At 41.1% G+C, this 25,312-nt stretch carries 21 protein-coding genes; 5 read left to right on the forward strand and 16 right to left on the reverse strand.

Annotated features, from left to right (window positions below; translation table 11 throughout):
* Positions 1-27 precede the first annotated feature (27 nt).
* From priA to AC1TO5_RS02320, 9 genes are all read right to left on the reverse strand, one after another.
* Complete coding sequence (gene priA, locus AC1TO5_RS02280) at positions 28-2,511, reverse strand: primosomal protein N' (RefSeq protein ID WP_482061163.1); 2,484 nt, start codon at positions 2,509-2,511, stop codon at positions 28-30.
* Positions 2,501-3,721 carry a bifunctional phosphopantothenoylcysteine decarboxylase/phosphopantothenate--cysteine ligase CoaBC gene (gene coaBC, locus AC1TO5_RS02285; RefSeq protein WP_482061164.1) on the reverse strand — a complete coding sequence of 407 codons (1,221 nt, stop codon included), beginning with the start codon at positions 3,719-3,721 and terminating at the stop codon, positions 2,501-2,503. The genes priA and coaBC overlap by 11 nt, the downstream gene beginning before the upstream one ends.
* A gap of 404 nt (positions 3,722-4,125) precedes the next feature.
* The gene (locus AC1TO5_RS02290) at positions 4,126-4,650 is read right to left on the reverse strand and encodes a YfiT family bacillithiol transferase (RefSeq protein ID WP_482061165.1); all 525 of its coding nucleotides are present in this window, start codon (positions 4,648-4,650) and stop codon (positions 4,126-4,128) included.
* Between the two features lie 207 nt (positions 4,651-4,857).
* A complete protein-coding gene (gene rpoZ, locus AC1TO5_RS02295) occupies positions 4,858-5,115 on the reverse strand; it encodes a DNA-directed RNA polymerase subunit omega (protein ID WP_482061166.1) in 258 nt (85 codons plus the stop codon).
* 16 nt (positions 5,116-5,131) lie between these two features.
* Complete coding sequence (gene gmk / locus AC1TO5_RS02300; protein ID WP_482061167.1) at positions 5,132-5,743, reverse strand: guanylate kinase; 612 nt, start codon at positions 5,741-5,743, stop codon at positions 5,132-5,134.
* 19 nt (positions 5,744-5,762) lie between these two features.
* A complete protein-coding gene (gene remA / locus AC1TO5_RS02305) occupies positions 5,763-6,023 on the reverse strand; it encodes an extracellular matrix/biofilm regulator RemA (RefSeq protein ID WP_005548256.1) in 261 nt (86 codons plus the stop codon).
* Positions 6,024-6,280: 257 nt separating this feature from the next.
* On the reverse strand, positions 6,281-8,140 hold the full coding sequence (locus AC1TO5_RS02310) for a bifunctional homocysteine S-methyltransferase/methylenetetrahydrofolate reductase (protein ID WP_482061168.1): 1,860 nt from the start codon (positions 8,138-8,140) through the stop codon (positions 6,281-6,283).
* Positions 8,141-8,164: 24 nt separating this feature from the next.
* Entirely contained in the window at positions 8,165-8,998 is an 834-nt protein-coding gene (dapF, locus tag AC1TO5_RS02315; RefSeq protein WP_482061169.1) for a diaminopimelate epimerase, read from the reverse strand.
* Between the two features lie 107 nt (positions 8,999-9,105).
* On the reverse strand, positions 9,106-11,865 hold the full coding sequence (locus AC1TO5_RS02320) for a calcium-translocating P-type ATPase, SERCA-type (protein ID WP_482061170.1): 2,760 nt from the start codon (positions 11,863-11,865) through the stop codon (positions 9,106-9,108).
* A 154-nt stretch (positions 11,866-12,019) separates the two neighbouring features.
* Between AC1TO5_RS02320 and AC1TO5_RS02325 the strand changes: the two genes are divergently transcribed.
* The gene (locus AC1TO5_RS02325; protein WP_482061171.1) at positions 12,020-13,831 is read left to right on the forward strand and encodes an Rqc2 family fibronectin-binding protein; all 1,812 of its coding nucleotides are present in this window, start codon (positions 12,020-12,022) and stop codon (positions 13,829-13,831) included.
* Positions 13,832-13,985: 154 nt separating this feature from the next.
* Here the strand turns inward: AC1TO5_RS02325 and AC1TO5_RS02330 are convergent, their stop codons facing one another.
* Positions 13,986-14,858 carry a PHP domain-containing protein gene (locus AC1TO5_RS02330; protein ID WP_482061172.1) on the reverse strand — a complete coding sequence of 291 codons (873 nt, stop codon included), beginning with the start codon at positions 14,856-14,858 and terminating at the stop codon, positions 13,986-13,988.
* Complete coding sequence (locus AC1TO5_RS02335; RefSeq protein ID WP_482061173.1) at positions 14,849-15,760, reverse strand: selenium metabolism-associated LysR family transcriptional regulator; 912 nt, start codon at positions 15,758-15,760, stop codon at positions 14,849-14,851. Before AC1TO5_RS02335 ends, AC1TO5_RS02330 begins: the two co-directional genes overlap by 10 nt.
* A gap of 182 nt (positions 15,761-15,942) precedes the next feature.
* Between AC1TO5_RS02335 and AC1TO5_RS02340 the strand changes: the two genes are divergently transcribed.
* The gene (locus tag AC1TO5_RS02340; protein WP_482061174.1) at positions 15,943-16,350 is read left to right on the forward strand and encodes a hypothetical protein; all 408 of its coding nucleotides are present in this window, start codon (positions 15,943-15,945) and stop codon (positions 16,348-16,350) included.
* Between the two features lie 234 nt (positions 16,351-16,584).
* Here AC1TO5_RS02340 and AC1TO5_RS02345 read toward each other — a convergent pair whose 3' ends face one another.
* The 4 genes from AC1TO5_RS02345 to AC1TO5_RS02360 form a co-directional block, all read right to left on the reverse strand.
* Positions 16,585-16,848, reverse strand: a complete 264-nt coding sequence (locus tag AC1TO5_RS02345; RefSeq protein ID WP_482061175.1) for a YlbG family protein — start codon at positions 16,846-16,848, stop codon at positions 16,585-16,587.
* Positions 16,849-17,120: 272 nt separating this feature from the next.
* The gene (locus AC1TO5_RS02350) at positions 17,121-17,606 is read right to left on the reverse strand and encodes a YlbF/YmcA family competence regulator (protein ID WP_482061176.1); all 486 of its coding nucleotides are present in this window, start codon (positions 17,604-17,606) and stop codon (positions 17,121-17,123) included.
* 111 nt (positions 17,607-17,717) lie between these two features.
* On the reverse strand, positions 17,718-19,535 hold the full coding sequence (locus AC1TO5_RS02355; RefSeq protein WP_482061177.1) for a hypothetical protein: 1,818 nt from the start codon (positions 19,533-19,535) through the stop codon (positions 17,718-17,720).
* Entirely contained in the window at positions 19,532-21,202 is a 1,671-nt protein-coding gene (locus AC1TO5_RS02360; protein ID WP_482061178.1) for a DNA repair helicase XPB, read from the reverse strand. Before AC1TO5_RS02360 ends, AC1TO5_RS02355 begins: the two co-directional genes overlap by 4 nt.
* A gap of 179 nt (positions 21,203-21,381) precedes the next feature.
* On the opposite strand from AC1TO5_RS02360, the gene AC1TO5_RS02365 reads away from it, so the two are divergent.
* Entirely contained in the window at positions 21,382-22,212 is an 831-nt protein-coding gene (locus tag AC1TO5_RS02365) for a thermonuclease family protein (RefSeq protein WP_482061179.1), read from the forward strand.
* 24 nt (positions 22,213-22,236) lie between these two features.
* Here the strand turns inward: AC1TO5_RS02365 and AC1TO5_RS02370 are convergent, their stop codons facing one another.
* Complete coding sequence (locus tag AC1TO5_RS02370; RefSeq protein ID WP_482061180.1) at positions 22,237-23,415, reverse strand: amidohydrolase; 1,179 nt, start codon at positions 23,413-23,415, stop codon at positions 22,237-22,239.
* Positions 23,416-23,741: 326 nt separating this feature from the next.
* Here AC1TO5_RS02370 and AC1TO5_RS02375 point away from each other — a divergent pair, with 326 nt between their 5' ends.
* Together AC1TO5_RS02375 and ftsW are read left to right on the forward strand one after the other, a co-directional pair.
* Positions 23,742-24,086 carry a YugN family protein gene (locus AC1TO5_RS02375; RefSeq protein ID WP_482061181.1) on the forward strand — a complete coding sequence of 115 codons (345 nt, stop codon included), beginning with the start codon at positions 23,742-23,744 and terminating at the stop codon, positions 24,084-24,086.
* Between the two features lie 16 nt (positions 24,087-24,102).
* A complete protein-coding gene (gene ftsW / locus AC1TO5_RS02380) occupies positions 24,103-25,305 on the forward strand; it encodes a putative lipid II flippase FtsW (RefSeq protein WP_482061182.1) in 1,203 nt (400 codons plus the stop codon).
* Positions 25,306-25,312: the final 7 nt, after the last annotated feature.

Genomic DNA, 25,312 nt, shown 5'->3' on the forward strand with positions numbered 1-25,312 from the left:
GTTTACTATCTGCTTTTTGAATACCTCTTATAGAATTACTTGCGGATCGACATCCACACTGAACAACACCTTATTTTTTGAGTTTCCTACAAGAAATGGACTAATTGCTCGCTGCACAAGACTTCCCGCATCAATACTACCACGATATTTTATCACACATTGATATCTGTAGCGATCCTTGATTCTCGCAAGTGGTGACGCAACAGGTCCTAATATTTCAAGCGCACGCATCATTCGGCTCCGTAATGGGACAAGCACACCTTCATATTCCGCTAACTCTCTCAGTTCGGTCACAAACCGTTGACTTACATCCGAAAGCAATGGTAGCTGTTCATGTGACATTGTAATTAGTATTAATCTACAATATGGCGGATATGCCATTATAGCACGCAATGACAGTTCTTCCTCAATAAATTGTTCATAATTATGATATTGCGCTGCAGTAATCGCATAATGATCGGGGTTATACGTCTGAATAACAACTTCTCCGCTTAGATGATGGCGACCTGCTCTACCTGCAACTTGCGTTAATAATTGAAACGTTCGCTCTCCTGCACGAAAATCTGGTAAATTCAACGTCGTATCAGCGGCGATGACACCAACCAAAGTCACGTAAGGGAAATCTAGACCTTTCGCAACCATTTGCGTTCCTAACAGCACATCTGCTTGACGATCGCCAAATGCTTTCAATAACTTTTCATGTGAATTCTTTTCAGTTGTTGTATCTACATCCATCCGAATGACACGGATACCTGGAAATAACTTCGCGAGTTCTTCCTCCACCTTTTGCGTGCCCGTGCCGAAAAAGCGAATATGCTCTGATTCGCATGAGGGACATTGCTTAGGTGATGCTTCGGTATGTCCGCAATAATGACAACGAAGTGATCTTGTTTTCTGATGATAGGTTAATGAAATATCACAATGCGGACATGTTGCCGTGTGACCACAGGATCTACACATAACGAAAGTAGAATAACCTCTTCGGTTAAGTAGCAACACCGTTTGCTCTTGTCTTTCTAGTCGCTCTTTCAACGCATCATAAAGTGATCCACTGAACATCGAGCGATTACCCCGTTGCAGCTCCTCACGCATATCAACAATTTCAACTTTAGGCATCTCTTGTCCTGAGACTCGTTCTGGCAAACGAAGAATTGGAGCTTCGCTGCCATCGGCAGGGATTCGACTTGCAGCAACATACGTTTCTATAGATGGCGTAGCTGAGCCTAGTACAACAACTGCACCATGTTGTCTTGCCCGCTTCACCGCTACATCCCTTGCGTGATACTTCGGGGTGTCTTCTTGCTTATAGGAGGACTCATGCTCTTCATCAATAATGATAAGTCCAATCGATTGAAATGGAGCAAAAATAGCGGATCGTGCCCCTACGACAACTTGCGCCTGCTCATTACGAATTTTCCGCCATTCGTCAAAACGCTCTCCTACTGATAAACGACTATGCATTACAGCAACAGCTTCACCAAAGCGAGATTTGAAACGCTCAACCATTTGCGGCGTAAGTGCAATTTCAGGAACAAGTACAATCGCTTGCTTCCCAATTTGAAGACACTGCGCAATACTTTGCAAATATACCTCTGTCTTACCACTACCTGTAACGCCGTACAAAAGCATTGTTTGTCCTGTTTCAGCAATCATGCTCGTAACGATACGTTCATAGACGCTATGCTGTGAGGATGTCAATGGTAATGCTGAGCTAGCTGCAAACTGACGATCCTTATAAGGATCACGCCCTTGCTCTCTTTCTTCCAAAAGCAATAGCCCTTTATCTACTAAGCCGTGAACAACACTCGAACTAGTATGTAATGCTGCCACTAACTGTTGCATCGGAATCGGTTCAGGATGTTCAATCATGTAAGTAAGGACCTCATACTGCTTGCGCGCTTTTTTCATAAGTACAGGTAGCTGCTCATTAGCGATATCAAGCTGATCCGGTAACAATACTGTTAATACTTTTTTGATCCCAATGCGATCCTTCACGGATGCCCGCACAGACAATATATTTTGCTGCAATGCTGCTTTAATATGTTTATGAGCATCGGGATAAGCGGATAGTAATTTTTCGAAGGTAACTACTCCACCTTCCGCAGCAATGTATTGCAACCACGGCTTATCTGAGTGCTCTGCCTGATCAAAGAATTCAGATAAACCGATATATTTTTCTTCTTTACCTTTTAACGCTGATGGAAGCATCACTTGTAGAGATGCAATTCTAGAACAACAATATTTATGACTAAGCCATTCCGAAAGGTCGATAAGATCGGGCAATAATGGCGGTACTGGATCAAGCAATTGAGACACACTTTTCAGCTTACTTCGATCATAATCTGTGTCCGTCGAAAGTGAGATTACAAACCCTTGAAGTACACGACTACCAAAAGGAACGCCAACTCGACTACCAACCTCAATCCATGACTGCATGTCAAATGGCACTTCATAATCAAAAGGCCGATCCGTCTGTCGGCTCGGCACATCTACAATAATATTAGCGATCATGACTATCATCCTTAATCTGTTGTAATCGGGCTGCTACAATATTCATAAGTCTTTCCGCAGCTTGAGTTTTGCTCAATAACGGAAGTCGCTCCACAATTCCCTGCTTATTATAGATTGTAATAATATTAGTATCACCGTTAAATCCTGCTCCCTCAGCAGAAACATCATTGGCGACGATAAAATCACAGTGCTTACGTTCTAATTTATCCAATGCATATTTTTCGACATGCTCAGTTTCAGCAGCAAAGCCTACTAAAATTTGAGATCTCTTCTGCTCACCTAGCGTTTGCAATATATCAGTCGTACGCTCTAGTTCAAGATGTAGCACATCTCCACTCTTCTTGATCTTCTGTACATTACGTTGTACGGGACGATAATCTGCTACAGCTGCTGATTTGATGACGATATTAGATTGCTCATAGCGAACTAGCACTTCCTCTAGCATTTGCGCTGCGGATTCCACTCGAACTAATCGAATACCTGGAGGTGGTTCCGCACTCGTTCTACCTGCTACAATCGTAACATCTGCACCTAATGCTCTAGCTGCTTCAGCAACAGCAAATCCCATTTTCCCAGAAGAATCATTCGTCAAATACCGAACTGGATCAAGTCGTTCGATTGTACCTCCCGCCGTAACGAGTACGGATTGACCTTGTAGTAGCTGTGGCTTACTAAACCATCGACTTAAAGCGTCTACAATTTCCTCTGGCTCTGCTAGACGCCCCTTCGCTACATAGCCACAGGCAAGCTGACCAGTACCTGGATCAATAAACATTGCCCCACGCTCTGCAAGCAACTTCATATTGTGAACGACAGCAGGATGCTCATACATATGAACATTCATTGCAGGAGCGATCACAATCGGACAAGTTGCTGCAAGTAGCGTCGTACTTAGCATATCATCTGCGATACCATTGGCTAATTTACCAATAATGTTCGCTGTTGCCGGTGCGATAACGATAAGATCCGCATGATCTGCCAGATTAATATGGTTAACCACCTGCGGATTATTTTCGTCAAATGTATCAATATGGACTTCATTTTTGGAAAGTGTCTGTAATGTTAATGGCGTAATGAACTTTGTAGCAGACGTTGTCATAATAACATGCACATCAGCACCAGCTCCTACAAGCTTACTACAAATGGTAGCCCCTTTGTAGGCTGCAATGCCTCCACTAATTCCGAGCAAAATAGTCTTGCCTCGTAACACTATGCCAACTCCCTTAGTAAGGTAGTTCAAAAAGTGAGCTTTGATAACGATGAATATGCTAGCGTAGCATACTCGGCGTCGCATCTGAAGCGAACTTGGAAAGTACGGTTCGCGTGTACTTACTGATGTACACTTGCGCTTCCGCCTTTCTCAAGTAGCGCTTCACCTGCTCGGCTTGCGAAAGCTCACTTTTTGAACCTTCATTGTAATATAGTTCAAAAAGTGAGCTTTGATAGCGATGATTAAGCTAACGTAGCTTAGTCGATAACAAGGATCAAATTCTTCGATTGTTATCGTGCTTACGTACATTTCATGTACGTTATGCCACTCGCGAGATGATATTATGTGCTTGCGCCTTTCGAAAACTCACTTTTTGAACCTTTATTTAAATTAAAATGATATTATTACCATTCATTGCGTTGTTTCAATGCTTCGATATGAGCTAAATGATGATACGAATGCCATCTTGAATAACTCAAAAAAAACTTCAATGATATTTGCACACCTTTTTCCGGATGATAAAACTGCCGTTCAAATTCAGCTATACTCATTGATTTTAGTAAAACGAGTAAACGCGCATACGTACCATCAATAATACTTAAGCTTGGCTGGATGGGCATGGAACGAGTATCAGGTAATAGTACCCATTTTTCTTCCAAGAAAGGTTTGATCGTTGGATTGTTTTCCGTTAAAGCAAGCTTGAACCGAGTAAGTACATTTATTGAGAAATCTGCAACATGATGCACAGCCTGCCTTACCGTCCAACCACTAGTGCGATATGGGGTATCTAGTTGTTCCTGAGAAAAACCTTCAACTGTCGCTCTTAGTAATGCTGGATACTGCTGGATTTGTTCAATCCATTCTTGTTTTTGCATAGCTGTCATGCCTTCAAACACAAATCTTCCGATTGGATAAGTAACTTTTTCCATCTCAATCCCTCCTAGAAAATAGGTTGATGTCATCGCTTTCGCATAGAAATAATAAGCTTATTCCGTCGTACACTACCTATCTTATCATATTTCCATATAGGTGTAGTAATTCAACATTAAACTTATTTTAACCTTCTTTTGTGCAAATAAAAATAAAAAAGATGTACGCATTACTTATGCGCACATCTTCTCACCTAAAGCAATAGACTATCCACGTTCTTCGCGGCGCTCGTCTTTGCGTTCGTCTTTTTGTTCATCCTTCTCTTTACCAGGAATATGCTCAACTTTAATCATATCAGCATAAATTTCCTCTAGCGCAAAGCCAACTGCTTTGTGAGAACGTGCACCAATTAGTTCAGACTTCTCACCATTTCGTAGCATTCTTGCACGTTTGGAAGCAGCAACTACTAAAGTGTATTTGCTATCAACTTTTTTAACTAGTTCGTCAATAGATGGATATAACATTGGACATTCTCCTCACTCATGCTTTCTCTGTTGCAGCACCCATCGCTAAAATATGGGCAGGAAGACGTTCTCGTCTACAGTTTTCCGAAAGAATGATGCTGCGGATTTTATCGCAAGCAATGTCTATCTCATCATTCATTACCGCATAATCATACTGACTAAGAAGACTTAACTCTTCTACTGCAACATTCATTCTAGTATTAATCGTATCAAGGGTTTCCGTTCCACGACCGGTAATTCTTGATTTCAACTCAGCTAATGATGGTGGAAGCAAAAATACCATAACTGCTTCAGGAAACTTTTCCTTCACCTTCATCGCACCTTGAACTTCGATTTCCAAAATGACATTTTTCCCATTAGCTAATGTCTCATCAACGAAGTCACGCGGCGTTCCGTAGAAATTACCTACGTATTCTGCATGCTCAAGCATAGCATCTTGGTCAATCATTTGCAAAAATTGTTCTCTCGTTCTAAAGAAATAATTCACACCATCAATTTCGCCTGGTCGCGGTTGTCTAGTCGTAGCTGATACTGAGTATACTAGCTCAGGCATACGTGAACGTAACGCCGTACATACAGTTCCTTTGCCTACTCCTGCAGGACCTGACAAAACAATTAACAATCCCATTTGTTTCAAACTCCTCGTACTATTCGTCGTTATCGTCATCCTTAGTGGACAAGCGGTGCGCAACAGTTTCTGGCTGCACAGCAGATAAAATAACGTGATCGCTATCCGTAATAATTACGGCACGCGTACGACGTCCGTATGTCGCATCAATTAGCATATGTCGATCACGCGCTTCTTGAATAATGCGTTTAATCGGAGCCGATTCAGGACTCACGATCGAAATAATACGATTCGCCGAAACAATATTTCCGAAACCGATATTAATAAGCTTTATTGCCAAGCTAGATCCTCCTCCACATGCATCTTTCAACTAGATCAGATACAATTGCATCACGCAGTTCATAATCAATAGATGTATAGAAAAAGATTCCTCATTCTAGTGTTGACGAAAAAATAAAGGTACATACTATACAGAGCTATCATAACATAAGCTTCATTTTAATTGATTTTTCTATTATGAACAAGCTTTTCGTCGATAATTGCATTAATAATGAATAAATTGCACAAAGATCGGTTGATTTTTGTAGGCCAAACTGATTACGATGTTTTATTTTTCACGTACTCCGTCAACTGCACCGCCATATTATAATGTAAAAATGGTGTCATCAAATAAATACCTTTGAAATGCAAAATAGCACAATCTAATAGTTCCTTGGCAATTTTCACACCTTCTGCCCGGCCCTCTTCCCCTTCAAGCCCTGCCATACGAGCTCGCACTTCATCGGAAAGCTTAATACCTGGTACTTCATTATGAAGATATTCAGCATTACGACCGTTTGCTAACGGCATAATACCAAGGAAGATCGGTACTGACAAATGCTTCGTTGACTCGGCAATTCGTTCAATTAAGCCAGTATCATAGACCGGCTGCGTCATAATATAATCGGCACCCGCTGCGATCTTCTTCTCCAAACGTTGTACGGCTTTGTCTAAATGCTTCACGTTAGGATTGAAAGCAGCACCAACGATAAAATTAGCCTTTTGCTTGAGTGGCTTTCCTGAAAACGCAATACCGTCATTAAGCTGCTTTGTCATCCGTATTAATTCAAATGAAGTCATATCAAAAACGGAGCTAGAATCTGGCAAATCACCAAAACGAGCAGGATCTCCAGTTACCGCAAGTACATGATCAATCCCTAATGCGTCTAAGCCCATTAGATGTGATTGCGTACCGATAAGATTACGATCACGACATGCAATATGAATGAGTGGAGTAATTCCGATCTGCTCTTGAACTAATGCAGCTAGCGCAAGATTACTCATCCGAGTAACAGCAAGTGAGTTATCTGCCATCGTAATAGCATCAACTTGGATATCGTTCAACGCTGCGGCACCATCCATAAATTTCGAAATATCAAGATCACGAGGTGGATCAAGCTCAACGATTACAGTATGACGCGCTTTCACTTTATCGAGAATCGTCTGTTCATTACGTCGAGCAGTCCCCCACTTAAACCTTGATACAGCATCCGAAGAAGCTGCCTGGCTTGATTTATTCGCCTTGACATTCCGTGCTTCAACCGGGACTGGTTCATAACCTGCGAGTGCTTCCGCCATTGCTTTTACATGTTTTGGCGTAGTCCCACAGCAACCACCAATAATATGAGCACCACGATCAGCAAACTTTGTAGCCATAGACGCGAAATACTCTGGTCCAGCCGTATATTCGTATTTCCCATCAACAAAGCTTGCTGCCCCTGCATTGGGATATATGGAATAAGGTAGGTCCGTCTTATTATCAATACCATCTAATAATTTAAGAATGCCGTTCGGTCCTGTTCTACAATTGAAACCAATGACATCTGCACCCTCTTGTTTCAATTGCGAGAAAGCATCTTCCAATGTATAACCATCAACCGTTCTGCCAGAATCCTCTGCAGCAAATTGACATATAATTGGAATATTGCTTTCTTCTCTTGCGATACGTACAGCAAGCTTCATTTCCTCTAGATCATAAAAAGTTTCAAATAGTAGTCCGTCCACGTCTTCTGATAGCAGTGCATGAATTTGCTCATGTAGAGCGTTAGTCAACGTTAATGTTCTAACATTCCCTCGTTTACCATCACGAATAGAACCAACGGTACCTACTACGAAAGCTTTATCTCCTGCAGCTTGTCTAGCGAGACGAACAGCTGCACGATTAATCTCATCTACTTGCTCCTCGATGCCATAACGTGCGAATTTCACACTATTAGCTTGATATGTATTCGTCTGAATCACTTGTGCACCCGCATCAACATATTGCTGGTGTACAGAAAGAACAACCTCTGGCTTCAGCACATTATATTGTTCATATGGAACGCCAATAGGGAACCCCATTTTGTATAAAAAGGTTCCCATTGCTCCATCGCCGACTAAAATACGCTGTTTCAGCGCATCCCTGAAATTCAAATCCATTTCTGCAACGCCACCTATATCACTCTACTCGAACGTACCGCGGAACACTTCCTGGGCAAGTCCTGTCATATATACATGATTATCGCTTGAATTCCATTCAATGTAAAGGTCTCCTCCCTTCAAAGAAACGGTAGCCTCACGATCAGTGACACCACATAGAGCAGAAGCTACGAGTGTAGCACAAGCACCCGTACCACACGCTAGCGTTGGTCCAGCACCACGTTCCCACACTCGCATTTCAATATGCGAACGATTATAAACCGTTATAAATTCAACATTAATTTTTTTGGGAAACAGCTCATGTGTTTCAATAATCGCTCCAATTGTCGAATAATCTAGCGTAGCAGCATCCTCAACGGGAATAACACAATGTGGATTACCCATAGACACCGCTGTAAATGTGAACCGCTGTCCATCCACTTCAATCGGTTGTTCGACGATGCAATCTTTATCAATAATAGTAGGAATCATTAGACCGTGTAAGATCGGAGCTCCCATATCCACACGTACTTTTTCAACGATACCATCATGAATCATTAACTGCACATTTTGTACACCTGCGCCCAAAGTCTCAATTGTGAGTTCCTTAGTTTGTATTAGCCGCTTGTCATACACATATTTGGATACGCAACGAATCGCATTGCCACATTGCTCTGCCTCTGTTCCGTCCGAATTTATAATCCGCATGCGGAAATCCGCTTTATCTGAAGGTAATATATATACAAGACCATCCGCCCCTATACCGAAGAAACGGTTACATACTTGTAGAGCTAATTGTGAGGCATTAGCAGGCAATTCCTGCTCCCCATATACGATGACGAAATCATTTCCTAATCCTTGCATCTTTGTAAATTCCATATTTCTCTCTCCCCGCCATCGTGTTATTCTATGTTGTCATTAAGCATAACGAATGGCGAGCGAGATGAGAATTAATGATCTGATCTATTATTTGCACAATTATTCAATTAAGCAGCATTGGCAGCCGAGTTCCATTTATTACTTTTCTTCTTAGATTTGTTACTGCTGAGTACACTTCCGATTCCAAAAAACACCGATGGAACGGCAGCGGCTACAACGACAAGACTCCATTCACGCAAACCGATAGCTACAGTATTGAAGATTGGTTGCAGTGGTGTAATATACATAACACCAAGCATTAATACTAACGATGAGAATACTGCTAGCAATAAATATTTATTTTGCAGTATATTACGGTGAAAAATCGAGCGCGAGCTTCGGCAATCAAAGACGTGAATAAGCTGGGCAATTACAAGTGTAGCAAAAGCAACCGTTTGTGCCTTAACAAGATCCCCCTCTTGCAATGTGATCCAAAATGCTGCAAGTGTACAGACTCCGATTAAAATACCGCGGCTAATAATTTTCCAGCCCAAACGACGTGAAAATATACTTTCCTTCGCTTTACGTGGACGATGCTTCATCAGATCATTTTCCGCTTGGTCTACACCAAGTGCCATCGCTGGCAATCCATCCGTCACGAGATTAACCCATAGGATTTGAATTGGCACTAAAGGTAACGGTAAGCCTGCCATCATTGCTAAAAACATAACGAGTATTTCACCGACATTAGATGCTAGTAAATAACGAATGAATTTTCGAATGTTTTCATAAATGCCTCGGCCTTCTTCAATCGCAGCAACGATTGTTGAGAAATTATCGTCGCTTAAAATAAGCGACGATGCTTCCTTCGTAACATCTGTCCCATTTATACCCATTGCAATGCCGATATCTGCAGCTTTAATTGCTGGCGCATCGTTTACCCCATCACCGGTCATCGCTACGACATGCCCTTTACGCTGCAACGCTCGTACAATTCGTAGCTTATGTTCAGGCGAGACACGGGCATACACATAAATATTTTCAACACGCTTGTCAAGCTCATCATCGCTTAATACTTCCAGTTGACGTCCAGAGATAGATTCGCCGCCTCGCGGAATTATCCCTAACGATCCCGCTATTGCTTCAGCAGTGAGCTGATGATCGCCTGTAATCATTACAGTCTTAATACCAGCTGCACGACATGTTGCGATCGCATCCTTCACCTCCGCACGCGGCGGATCAATCATCCCCGTTAACCCGACGAAAACAAGGCTACGCTCTGCATCTTCCACTTGTTCGCATCTATCGTAGCTCGATAGGTCTCGGTAAGCCATCGCCAGTACGCGAAGTGCTGATTGCGCCATTTGTTCAGATGCAGATGCGCATTTCTTACGTAAGGCGGGCGTCAAGCTAATCACTTTTCCTTGCCACAAAATATGCGAGCATTGTTCTAGTAATACATCCGGTGCACCTTTCGTTGCAATAATTCTACCACCCTGATGTGAAAGTATAACAGACATAAGCTTTCGTTCGGAATCGAACGGAAATTCCTTTATTCTCGTATATAATGCTTCGAGCATTTTGGCAGGCGATCCCAATTTCGTAGATAGAACAGACAGTGCACCTTCCGTAGGGTCTCCATTAAGTACCCATTCTTCTTGTTCTATTTGTTTTTTTCCCCTTCGATCGATAATTTCATTTTGAACGAGCTTAGCATTATTACATAACGCACTAATTTGCAGCAATCGTTTAATTGAATTATCATGACGGGTATCGATTTCCCGCCCATTTTCAAATAGCCCGCCATTGGGAACATGACCATGACCTGTTACCGAGAGTGCGCGATCACTTAACCATATATTTGTGACGGTCATTTTATTTTGTGTCAGCGTGCCTGTTTTATCAGAGCAAATAACAGAAGCACAACCGAGTGTCTCTACAGATGGTAATTTGCGAACGATCGCTTTACGCTTAATCATCCGTTGTACACCAAGCGCTAGTGCTACAGTTACAATGGCGGGTAGACCTTCTGGAATTGCTGCAACCGCTAAGCTAACCCCTGCGAGGAACATACCGTAAGCTGGCTGGCCGTGCATAATCCCTGCAACGACAACCATCACAGTCAGTGCAATCGCTACTGCAATTAATATTTTCCCTAACTGCTCCAAGCGATGCTGCAATGGCGTTTGCATTTCTTCTGTCGACTGAATTAAATTCGCTATTTTCCCCATTTCAGTCGCCATCCCGGTACGAATAACGATACCGATCGCAGTGCCGCGAGTAATTAATGTGCCCATAAAGCCAATATTGCGTTGATCACCTAATGGAAGATCAGCTTCATGTAGCGAACTTTCATGCTTGGAAACTGGAATCGACTCACCGGTCAGTGCAGATTCTTCTACATAACAGTTGTTGGCCACGAGAAAACGAATATCTGCTGGAATGCGATCTCCACTTTCTATGAGCACAATATCGCCAACAACAACTTCTTTCGCCGCTATTGATATTTGCTTGCCATCACGCAATACTTTCGCCATTGGCGCAGACATTTCTTTCAATGCTAATAAAGAACGCTCTGCACGATACTCTTGAACAAAACCGAGCACAGCATTAATAACAATAATCGCCAGAATTGTTATTGCGTCCAAATATTCGCCAAGAAGGCCTGATATTAACGTCGCTCCCATCAGTACGAGCACCATAAAATCTTTGAATTGGTTCAAGAACAGATGAATTGGCGATACTTTTTCCGCTTCTGTTAGTTCATTCCACCCATGTTGTGACAATCGCTCAGTGACAGTATCCTGATTTAATCCGCGTGCTTCCGAGCTTTCTAATGCTTCAGTAAGCTCTTCACGATTTAATTGATGCCATAGAATTTGACTCATTCTCTGCTTCCCTCCTGTATTTGTCCATTTTGCTAGACAACCTTTCTAACGTAAATGTATTCGGACAACATATAAAATATCCCTAAAGCACTTAAGTTTTCACAAAAGTTATGGCATGATAGAGATATGAAATAGTAAAGTGAGGTTTACAGCTATGGCTTTGGATGGATTAGTAACAAAATCAATTGTCGATGAGCTACAGGCTTGTGTCGGCGCAAGAATCTTGAAAATACATCAACCTACGAGCCATGAACTTGTATTCAGCGTGCGTGGTAACGGTATACAAGGCAAGCTGTTGCTATCAGCTAACCCAACTTACCCTCGTGTACATTGGACAACAGCGCAGTATAGCAACCCTCTAGAAGCACCTATGTTCTGTATGCTTATGCGCAAATACTGCGAAGGTGGCGTGATCGAAGCCGTTACTCAGATTACTCGTGAGCGGGTTATTCATCTTGATGTTCGCCATCGGGATGAGATAGGTGATACTTCTTTCAAACGGATCATTATTGAGATTATGGGGCGACATAGCAATATTATTCTTGTTGATCCAAATACAGGAATTATTCATGATGGTATTCATCATGTTACACCAATGCTAAGTAGTTATCGTATCGTGATGCCAGGCTGTGCCTATACGTCACCTCCAGAGCAACATAAAATCGATCCACTTACTGTGAGCAACTACTCCGAGTTCGCAGACATTATAGTGTCACATAATGAGGATATAACGACAGAGAGTTTCCTAACGAGTAAGCATCTCGTTAATAGCTTCAGTGGATTAAGTCCATTGCTCGCTAACGAACTCATTTATCGCGGCTTAACAGGTGAATATGAGCAGTGGCTACCCGCTGAACAGCGTCCAATGCTGCTTGCAGGTTCACTGGAAATTGAAGATTGGCAGTCATTATGGCAAAGCTTCAACCAATTACAGCAGCAAGTGCAAAACAAGCAGTATCAACCGCTCATTATTAGGAACGAGCAAACAAGTAAGCCCGCCTTCTCGATCACTGCACTTACACATATCGCTGGCGAACATGCTGTATACAGCACGATAAGTGAATGTCTTGAAGCTTTTTATGGTGATAAAGCAGAACGCGATACTGTTAAGCAGCGTGCTAGTGATCTCATTCGCTTTGTCCAGAACGAAAAAGCAAAAAACATTACGAAATTATCGAAGCTTGAATCCACATTAACAGAAGCAAAGGATGCTGATCGCTTCCGGATTATTGGAGAGCTATTAACGACCTATATGCATCAGATTAAGCGCGGTGATACTTTCATCGAGGTAGCCAATTATTACGATGAAACTCAAGCCATCGTTAAAATCGAGCTAGATCCACAACAAACGCCATCGGAAAATGCTCAGCGTTACTTCAAACGCTATAGCAAACAAAAAAACAGCCAAATCGTCGTCGTTGAGCAATTGGAGCTTGCGCAATTAGAAGTTGAATATCTCAACAATATTTTGCAGCAGTTGGAAATTGCCATGATAGGTGATATTGAAGAGATTCGCGAAGAACTTGTTGCTGGCGGTTATTTACGCGAGCGTGTCCGTAGAGGTCCTAAGAAAAAGAAAAATGCGAAGCCAAAACTACTTTGCTATACTTCCTCAGATGGTATTGAAATCTTTGTCGGCAAGAACAATTTGCAAAATGAGTATGTTACGAACAAGCTAGCCAACTCCAATGATACATGGCTTCATACGAAAGATATTCCTGGTTCGCATGTCGTCATTCGCAGTACCGAATTTGGAGATGCAACATTGGAAGAAGCCGCTATGCTATCTGCACATTATTCACAAGCAAAATCTTCTAGTCTTGTACCAGTGGACTACACGCTCATTCGACATGTCAAAAAACCGAATGGCTCAAAGCCTGGTTTCGTCATCTATGATCATCAGAAAACAATATTTATTACTCCTGATGAAGCAAGATTAAAGGCATTACCACAAGTCGTTAAATAATGAATTGAACATAAAACAGGCATGTATAAACTCACCCTCGTGAGTTTATACATGCCTGTTTTGATCATTTTCTTCCAATCGAAGTTCAAAAAGCGGGCTTTCCAAGTTCGCTTCATATTCGATGTCGACTAAGCTACAACGCTTTACATCGTTATCAAAGTCCGCTTTTTGAACTTCCTCTAGAGCGATGCAGGGAATAGATCTCATTATAGACATCCATCGACGTACTTACACTACCTAGATGGCCATGAATTTGCGCACCTTGTTCATCGATTCCATGAAAATCTGATCCTGCTGTCGCAAGTAAGCTATATCGCTTAGCTAAAGATTCGTAGTATTGTACTTGCTCTGGCGTATGATCAGAATGATTCACTTCCACTCCGTCAACCCCCGCTTGAAGCAATTGTTCCACTAGCAGATCATTATGATAGATTCCGGGATGAGCTAGGACAGACACACCGCCTGCTTCCTTAATCCATTGATAAGCGTCCGACGGATGAATACGTAATGGTTGTACAAATGCCTTTCCATGTTCCCCGAGATAGAGATCGAATGCCTCTTGCTTACTATTCACATAGCCTTTGTTAATAAGAATTTGCGCAAAATGTGGTCTGCCAATCGAACCGTGCGAATCACCCGCTATCTCAATGACTTCTTGCCATGTTATCACTATCCCAAGTTCATTCAACTTTGCAATTAACATCTCATTACGGCTTTCCCGCGTTGCACCCAACTGGATAAGTCGCTTCTGCCAAAGCTCATCGTCATTATTCGTAAAATAGCCTAGCACATGAATGTCTTGACCGTCAGCGACAGTACTAATTTCTATTCCAGGCAGTAGCTTAATCCGATGATGCAAAGCAGCAAGCTGTGCTTCCTGAACACCCGCTGTCGTGTCATGATCGGTTATCGCTACACCAGCGAGCCCTAATTGCGCAGCCATTGCCACCATTTCTGTAGGCGAATACATTCCGTCTGATGCTGTCGTATGAACATGCATATCTATAGAAGCTTGTCTTATAGCCATTGACTAAGATCCCTCTCTCTTAAAAACTTCAAAAATGTGACAGCAGAAATAGGCAATAAAGATGATTTCAAATAGACAGAATAAAACTTACGCTTAAACGTTACTTGCTCAATCGGCAATGTCTTGATAAGTCCTAGCGCAACTTCATGCTTCACAGAGGAAATAGATAAGAAAGAAATGCCTAATCCCGCTTCAACAGCTGACTTAATTGCGCCTGTGCTGCCTAGCTCCATCACAATTTTCAATTGCCGAGGATCAAAGCCATTAGCAATCAGTTTGTCTTCCATCACTTGTCTTGTACCAGAACCTTGTTCACGCAATACAAATGGATATTGCAGCACATCTTCAAGTTTCAACTTTTCTAAATGTGTCAGTGGGTGCTCACTTGGTACAACAAGCACCAATTCATCTTCCATTACCGCTTCGATATGCATATCAGGATGCTCAATTGGCGCCTCGATAATTGCGAAATTAAGCTGATGAGTCTCAATTTCTTCAATAAGATGAGTCGTATTCATTACCTTCATACTAATCCCAACGTCTGGAAATTCCTTACCGAAAGGTCCTAACCAGCGTGGAAGAATAGATTCACCAATCGTTAAGCTTGCACCTAGCAGCAAGCGACCTTTCAGCTGTTCCGTAAAGCTAGACATAACCATATCTGTATCTCTAATTAGATCAATACTCTTCTTCGCAAATGGTAGCAGCACTTTACCCGCTTCAGTCAACTCAATCTTCTTCGTAGAACGCATAAATAATTTGGTACCAAAATATTCTTCTAGCGATTGAATTTGCATCGTTACCGCAGGCTGAGTCATATATAAAGTTTGAGCTGCAGCAGAGAAGCTAGCTCTCTCAGCAACAGTATGGAAAATATGTAATTGGTGAAAATTCAAAGCCATGTTGTTCCCATCCCTTCTATTGATGCTATTATACAACAACTCCCAAAGTATTATAATAGAAAATGACGGTTCAGGGAGTTCCTCCTCGAACTAGGTCTTAAAGCCTATTTTCGCGACGGGCTGGATAGTTCAATCACATCGCGAATATTAATAAGAATTCATTTTGGGGAGAGGAATGCTCAATGAAAAAATTATCGATATTTATACTTATTCCCATTTTACTACTAGCTCTTGTATGTGTATGGTGGCTTATTCCGAGTAAAATAATCAAGATCAATCCACAAAAAGTGTTAAAAATTGAGATATTTAATGGGAACAACGGTAAAGAAATATTGATTACAGAACGATCAGAAATTGAACATATTGTAAATAATATTAATTCCATTTCATTTAGGAAAGGTAAAATTTCGATTGGCTATATGGGATACTCTTTTAGAACGACAATTTATAAATTAAATGGAAATGTATACAAGACTTTTATCATTAACTCAGAAGATACCATTCGAAAAGATCCATTTTTTTATAGAGACAGTACAGGAAGCATTGATTACAATTTCATTAAAGATTTGTTTGAGCATAATATAAAGTAAGTTCTAGATAATCTTTCGAAACTGTAGACTACTTATAACGCCGTATATACGACCGTGCCATTTGTCCCTCGGTTAACTATCGTTTACGAGCAGTTACATTCACCGCCTTTTCCAAGGAAGTTTTTCTTATAGTGTAAACACAACATTAAGATCTAGCTAAGTCTTAAATAAAGAAGGAGCTGCTCCGCAGTAGTTAATACTACTTTGGAACAGCTCCTTGAACACCTTCACATACTAAACGCTGTATGCTCGTGTTTTGTCTTCTACATCTTTGCTATATTCTGTTGGAATCTCATTACGATAGGATCGTTCAATTTTTTTAACATAAGCAAGACGCTGAAGTTGCTTATGCTGCTCTTCCGCTTTGTCTGCGTTCATATATAATACAACATAATGTAGCTTACGAGACATATAATGAACAGTACCAAAACGCTCCAACCCTCTTGCCGACTTCAAATCGCTAACCCATATAATAAAACCTGTACGCTCTGGTAACATCGGTTATTATTCCTCCCACAACTTTTCATTGCCTTCTCGATCTACTACTAGAGCAAATGAAAAGCACATCGAAAGCATTCACATTCCAATAACATTTCAATATATTCGGCTGTCAGAACCGAGAAGATGGAGCTAATTTTCGAAAGACGGAAGCGCAAGTGTACATCATTACGTACACGCGAACCGTACTTTCCAAATTCGCTTCATATTCGACGCGACTATGCTACGTTAGCATAATCATCGTTATCACAGTCGGATATTTTGAATTACATCTAGCCGCAACCACCGCTACCACAGCCACAAGATCCACCACTTCCGCAGCCACCGCCTGAGCCTTTTTCATTGCTTGGTACTTTTATCGTTTCCGAAACAGCTCTTGCAATTGTCAAAGCTACTTCATGCAATAATTCATCCAACTGCTGTTCTTGCTCTTTGAATTGTCTTACACAAGTAATAGCTTGCAACCTTTGTTCGACATCCTTCATTTTATCTTTTGCTTCATGATAGTTAGGATGAAATCTTCCAAAACGTTGACATTCTTCAAAAAGTTCTTTAGCTTTGTCGAACTCACGTTGTATTTCTTTCACTTCTGTATTGTTAGCTACTTCAGATTGCCAATATAAATAATCAGCTACTGGAGCGGAATCAATAATCGTGTCACCAAGCTCATATGCTTTCAGAAGTAACGACGCCATATCTAACGTTGCTGCTCCTGGTTCAGTCGCAACTGCTTGTTCTTGACTATACACCGGCATCATACCACCTTTTCACATCGCTATTAGAGGTTGTTCAAAAAGTAGACTTTTTGAACTTGAACATAACTATAACTATAGATTATCATAATCAGCAATGTACGCCAATAGAAATCATCAAACAGTAGCGATATGCAATTTAATTCCTTGCCAGTCATTAAGCTGTACCCATTGGATTTCATCCGTTTGTTGGCGGTCAAACACACCTTCGACTAGCCATTTATTACCGGCTTCAACTATTCTTTGCGGATGAAAACATAACGAATGGTCTGCTTTTTTAATGTACAAAGATAATTGATGATCTATTGCACATTGTACAATTTGTTTGCTAGTCGAATCATGATATTGACGACATTCTGTCTGCCAGCTTGTCGTAATGGGGCTGTATTGCGAGGCAGCTTGCAATTCATATAACTCCTCATGCTCTAGCACTGGTTCAGCGAATAACGGATTAGTTGCTGCCAACCATTTTCCCCATTGTTCGATCGGGCGCAGCAGATGCAAAGCTGTTTGGCACTCCACTTTCATTGGTAGTAAAGAAGAGCTTTGCTGCTTTTCTACATAAGCACTTGCTATTCCTTTAGCTGTTGGCCCTTTGTGGCGATCGTCTTCAATTAATTGACTGGAAATTCTAGCTTGCTGCCTTGACTCCTCATAGGTCATTTGTGCAGCCTCTAGCAGATGTTGAACAATTTGCGGTACATCATGGTCACAGCTTTGCTGGAGCCATTGCTTGATTTGATTCAATGTATAACCATTTTTCATCGCATGTACTAATCCGCGAACCGTTAATTTGTAGATGATAGTCTCTTGTTCACTTAACCGCTCAGCAATTTGTTCAAGTAACCATAGCTGGCGATAGGAAGCTCCAGTCAAGACAATAATTTCACCGTTATCTTGAATAGCCAGTTGCGATTGACTGTGCAGAGCGAAAACTTGTCGTTGTACAACGATATGCTTCCCACAGTCCATATTTTTCTCAGATAGACTTGTCAGCCATCCACAAGATCGCCACATCGACAACCACATCTGTAACGGCTTCGATGGCTCAATTCCTTCATACCAGACACCCGCATCACATGTTATCAGCTCGCTAACGATTCCAGCGATAGATTCATAATAGGGCAGAACGCCGGAAAACTCACACATCCATTGCATATGCAATACTTCTCGTTGCCATTCATGCAATAGAAGCCAGTCATTAATATGCTCCATATTCAATTTCAAACCATGATCTGTTTCTTCAATTAATTGTAGCGCATGCGCTAACTCCAACAAAAAGTTCAGACTAGCACCATAAGATTCCTTGAAAAGTTGAGGGAAATGTTCTTGAAAAAACTCATTATTTATCGAGGCACTGTGTGATATTAACTTATCTCTCGTTAGCTTCGCCAGCTCGCCTTTCTTCGTATACCTTAGATCCAAATTACTCATCTCAAGTAGTACATACATCAACGTTTTTCCAAGTGGTATGTTATTACCTTGATCAATCACATAATGAGCAATATTCATATGTTGAGCTTGTTGCCAATATTGTCGTTCTCGCTTCATAACGAGCCGCCAATTATGGAAAATCGGGTACGGTATTTGCCATATCTGTCCTCTCCATGGGTGTTTAATACATTGTATTACTCCAAGCCCCGCTAAGTTTAGCAATGAGCATAATACTTGCTGTCCTGATATATGCAACTGTGCTTTCATCGCTTTAATGAGCTGCTCTTGCTCGGTAATGGCGCTCCCCTTGCCTTGCAATAACCATTGAAGCACGAGTTCATCATACTCTTTCAACTGTTCGCGCACAGCCTGAATGATTTTAGGCTCAACAATAGCATGCTCCCAAATCCATTCCTCACTGCACGGCTTAAGTAGCTTATGGCTCATATATTTTCGCTGAACACCAAACCTTAGCCTTTCTCGCCAAGTGTGCATATTCATTCACTTAACACCTCATGCTGTGATATACATTGATACTGATAGCCTTGCTCAAGCATAAACATCCCTCTCTTTAATGCGAACTCCGTTTCCTTCGTTTCTTCCGTCACTAATGTATAGAACCATGCTTCATTCAACGTTTGCTTTGGTCGCAATAGACGTCCGATTCGCTGCGCTTCCTCTTGTCTTGAGCCAAAGCTTCCAGAAACCTGGATAGCGACGCATGCGTCGGGCAAGTCGACAGCTAGATTAGCAATTCGCGATACGATAAGTATTGGGTATTCTCCACTCCGAAATTTCGCATACATCTCCTCCCGCTCCGCTTGCCTTGTACTGCCGCTCAGCATAGGAATATTAAGTTGTGTGGAAATTTCCTCCAATTGAGAAATATATTGACCAATAATTAATGTTGGCTTACCCCTATGCAGTTGCAGTAACGACTTTACTATCGTTAGCTTATTGCGATTGACTGCTGCTATTCTAAGCCGGGTTCGAGGTTGTGCATCACGATATGGCTCACGAAGTTCTTCGGCTAGTGAAACTCTAATTTCCGTACAATGTACTTTCGCGATGTAGGACTGTTCTTCAGCTTTCTTCCATTGCATATCGAAGAGCTTCGGGCCTACTAATGAAAATACGTCATGAGCACAACCATCCTCACGTATTAGTGTAGCAGTCAGACCGAGCCTTCTCGTTGCTTGTATCGTCGCAGTCATACGAAATATCGGAGCAGGTAATAATTGCACCTCATCGTAAATAATGAGCCCCCAGTCGCGCTCAGAAAATAATTTCATATGTAAATATTGATCTGATGATCGTTGTCGATGAGTAAGGATCGTATAGGTCGCTATCGTTATTTCAGATACATCTCTTTGCTTTCCACCATATATCCCAATTCGGTTAGCCTCAATCGTTGTCTTCTCCATTAATTCTTGTCGCCATTGATTAGCTGAAGTGACACTTGACGTAACAATAAGTGTCGCAGCTTGTAAACTGGCTATAATACCAATTCCTGTTATCGTCTTCCCCGTTCCACAAGGAAGTACAATGATACCACTTCCACCTAATTTATCGCGATGAAATGCTGCGATCGCTTTACGCTGATAATCTCGCAATTGAAAGGTTTTTCCACTCGGCATTTTTTCTCGCAATTGGAGTGAAACTGTTTCACCTTCATGGTAGCCAACTAGATCCGTCACTGCATAGCCCACGCGAGCTAGCTCCTGCTTAACAAATCCACGACTCTCGCGCTTTAATACCCACTCTGTATCGCTTAACTTAGCTACAATCCAATCTGTCATGTAGCTATATTGCTGAATTTCATTCATAATTTCCCTATCACCTTGCAGTATCAGCTGCTGATCGATAACTTGTAGTTGTAATCTACCAAAACGATTCATCCAAAGTTGCAGCTTCTGCTGTGCCGTAATAGGAATATTACCCTTTACATACAAATGAAGAATATCAACAATCCGTTCGCTCTTCATTCCTAAAGTCAGTGCGTTCCATAGTGTAATCGCAGTCACTTCATAAACTTCATATTGTCCCATTACTTTGATAAGCTCGGTAAACGGCTGTATTTGTTGCTGTGCTTCAACTGCATAAAGTGAACGACGATCTAGTAAGATCGAAAGGTCACTTTGTACAATGATTGTCTCTCTAGTATGCAAATCAAACCCTCCTCGTAGCTAGCTGTATAGCTACAGTATGAAAGATTGTGACGCTTTTTATGCTATATGACCTATTCATTTATTAGAAACATATATTAATTGCTATTAATTATGTTATAATAGATAAAATTATTGTTAAATTATTTACGATTTTCTACATTTCGGAGGATATTCTTTATATGAGAAATTTGAAACACGTTGGGCTTTGCCTAGTCCTTTTACTATTGGCAGCATGCTCTACACTTCCGACTTCGACTTCAAATGTAATAAAAGAGAATACTTGGTATCCAATCGGCAAAATTCTAAACAACGACTCCTTTGAGATTATAGTAGGCGATCATATTGAGCAGGTAACGTTTCTTTCTCTTGATGTTACCGATATTAATGATGAATTATTCGGTTCGGATACCCATCAATATATTTCTGATCAACTACTCGCTTCCGAAAAAGTGATGTTAAGCTTCGATAAAGAAATGCGAAAAGAGAATGGACAGCTCCAAGCGCTTGTCCAATTACAAGATGAAACGAATTTGAATGAAAAATTATTGAAACTGGGTTATGCTAAATTACTTATTATCGAACCCAATATTAAGATGGAAAACATTTACAAGAAGATCGAGCAGCAAGCTAAAGGAAATCACATCGGAGTCTGGAGTAATGCGAAGGAAACGAGTAATGAAGATGTTGCCATCAAAGAAACACGTTATACTGGCATCTCATTAACAATAAATAAACGGGAACAAAAAGCAACAATTACGAATAATACATTAACAGAAATTGATTTAAGCCATTGGAAGCTTTTAAGTGTGACAGGTAATCAAACTTACATTTTTGAAGATGTTATCTTAGAACCGGGAGATCGAATTACGATCTATGCCAAAGAAACCGCAGCATCGAAAGATCTCTTCTCGTATTATTGGGGAAGTGAAAATGTGTGGGATCTTAGCCAAGAAGAAAGTGCAGAATTATATAATACAAAAAATGAGCTGATTGCAGAATGGGAAGAATAAACTTCCCGCTACAATCAGCTTTTTTTACTGTGCATATTGTTCAGCGACATGAACTAGCATCCTTATCGCATTTTTCATCGCACGTTCATCAATATCAAACTTCGGATGATGATGTGCATAAGTAGCTTGGCAATCTGCATTACCTGCACCTACGAACATAAAGCAACCAGGTACTTCTTGCAAATAATATGAGAAATCTTCAGCAATCATGATCGGCTGGGCAACGATAACATTATCTGCACCAATAACGTCGCTAGCAACGGACAACACACGACTGGCTTCCGTTTCATCATTAATAACAGATGGATATCCTTTTTTGAGATTATAGAAGCTTGTTGCTCCATACATTTGACATGTCGTCGTCAATACATTTTCTAATTTCTCTTGAATTAATACTCTCGTCTGCTCGTCAAATGTTCGGATGGTTCCTTTAATGACACAGCGCTCTGCAATAATATTATTGGCATGACCCGCTTGGAAAGAACCGACCGTTACAACGGCAGGATTCATCGGATTGACATTACGGCTAACAATCGTTTGTAATGATTGAATAAATTGCGATCCGACAACAATTGTATCTATGGTGTCATGCGGCATACCACCATGACCTCCAAGCCCTTGAATCTCGATGTGGAAATCATCGACTGCACTCATGAAATTACCTGCCCGAGTAGATACTTTACCATACGGTAGCGGAGTCCACAGATGCACTCCGTATACAACATCTACACCCTGCAATGCACCTTCGGCAATCATTGGCACTGCTCCGCCTGGCGCAACCTCTTCAGCGGGCTGGAATAGTAATCTTCGTTCACCCTTTAATTCTTCTTTATGATTGGTGTAAAATTCAGCAATAGCTAATAAAGTTGCCGTATGACCATCATGACCGCATGCATGCATGACATTGGCGACTTTTGAAGCGTAAGAAACTGATTTCTCATCTTGAATAGGTAGACCATCCATATCAGCACGGAGAGCGATTACAGGACCGTTGTGAGCGCCGACAATCGATACAATTAGTCCATTGTTTTGCGAACATCTCTCTACTTGACAACCTATCTCTTCAAGCTGTTGTTGTATCCATCTGGAAGTTTTCGACTCTTGAAATGAAAGCTCTGGATTTTCATGAAGATAACGACGCCAGTACACTAATTTTTCATATATATATTCAATATGTGGCTCCAAATGTGTAATTATGTTCATGGTGTACCTCCTGAATTTACTGCGTGTAACTGTCAAATATCTTATCATACAGTGTAACAGAAAACAGCAATTTAGGATAACCGCTTCAGTAGGCTACGTCTAGTGAAACTTGAGTTATTATAAATAATCCAGTGTAGAAGTCGGCATCTGTTGCTTTTTGTCTATCAGTAATACTTGCACTAGAACTAGAAACATACTATCATTATGGAAGATAACAACAGTGCTTTATAATGAAGTAAACTATTCAACGCCAATCTAACTTTGCTGTTTCTCCATTGTGGGAAGTTGCATCGAAATATTATGAAAAATTTGTAGGAGGAAATTATATGATTATCGAAAACTCCGGTCTTAATGGACTAACTAGCGAACTAGGGTATTTAGATGAAGCTGCTGAGAAAATTGGATTTGTACGCTGGCAATGGGAATATACTCGCGCTACATACGATTTGAAAATTTCTGACAAAGAAACTGCAGCAGATTACTATGTGCGCGTTAACACTCGTGCAATCGAAGGAAAACTAGAAAATCCGCATGCTGTACTTAATATTGAGGCTGTATATATCGGACGAGGTACATTCCCACACGGTCTTGATTATGAGTCTCCGATTCCGAAAAACGTGCTTACTCTTGCCGATAAAGGTCTTAGTCAATTGAAAGCATCACTAAGCTAATAATGAGGTAATTATTATGAAAGCTCCGCAAAAAAACAGCAAGGGTAGACCCGATTTTCTACTTCTTATTATGACCTTAATTCTAGTCGGATTTGGACTAGTTATGGTGTTTAGCGCGAGCTCAGGGATTGCTGTCGTCGCTCCTAGATATGACAACGACGCACTCTATTTCACTAAGCGCCAACTTGTTTTTGCTTTAATTGGTTTATTCTCGATGTTTTTCCTCATGAATATTCCGTTTCGTAAATTGGGGAAGCTACAAATATTGCTATTCATCCCTGTAATTTTAATGCTTGCTATTGTTCCATTCGTAAGTGAAGAAGTAAATGGTGCAAGAAGTTGGTTATATTTGGGTGGCTTTGGAATACAGCCAACGGAATTCGCCAAGTTCGCACTTATTCTCTATCTTGGTACACTTATTGCGAAGAAGGGCGAAAAATTTCGTTCTTTCAAGCGTGGATTAGTACCCGTGCTTATTATAGTTGCATTGATATGCGCTCTTATTATGATGCAGCCTGACTTAGGAGGGTGTATTATCATCGTTTGCTGCGCAGCCATGATGATTTGGGCCGGAGGAGCAAACTTAAAGCAAATCTTCTTTACAGGTGTTATTGGAGTCGCAGTTCTAACGCCAATGGTTCTAATCTCGTATGCGATTAATCCCAAAAGTTGGCAATACCGTATTGCACGATTCACCTCTTACAAAGATCCGCTTACTTATGCCCAAGGTGATTCATTTCAGCTTGTTTCTTCCCTTCAAGCATTAGGGCATGGTGGTATTACAGGTGCTGGATTTGGTGAAAGTGTACAGAAGCTACACTATTTAAAATTTGCTTATAACGATTTCATCTTTTCGATTATTGCCGAGGAACTAGGGTTTATTGGTGCTTCAATATTTATATTATTCTACCTTGTATTTATATGGAGAGGGCTAATTGTTGCTGTTCGCTGCCCAGATACATTCGGAATGGTTACCGGTGTTGGAATCGTAGGATTACTTGCTTTCCAAGCATTTATTCATATCGGTGGAGTTACTGGGGCAATTCCACTTACTGGGGTTACATTGCCATTTATTAGTTATGGTGGATCTTCCTTGCTCGTTACTTTAATGTGTATGGGCGTATTGCTCAGTATTTCAAGAGAATATTATCGCGTGCTCCATAAAACTACGATTACTTCTACAACAACGAAAAAAACGACTGCTCCGTCCTTTGATTAAAGGGCAG

The sequence above is a fragment of the Paenibacillus sp. Y930 genome (assembly GCF_056786375.1).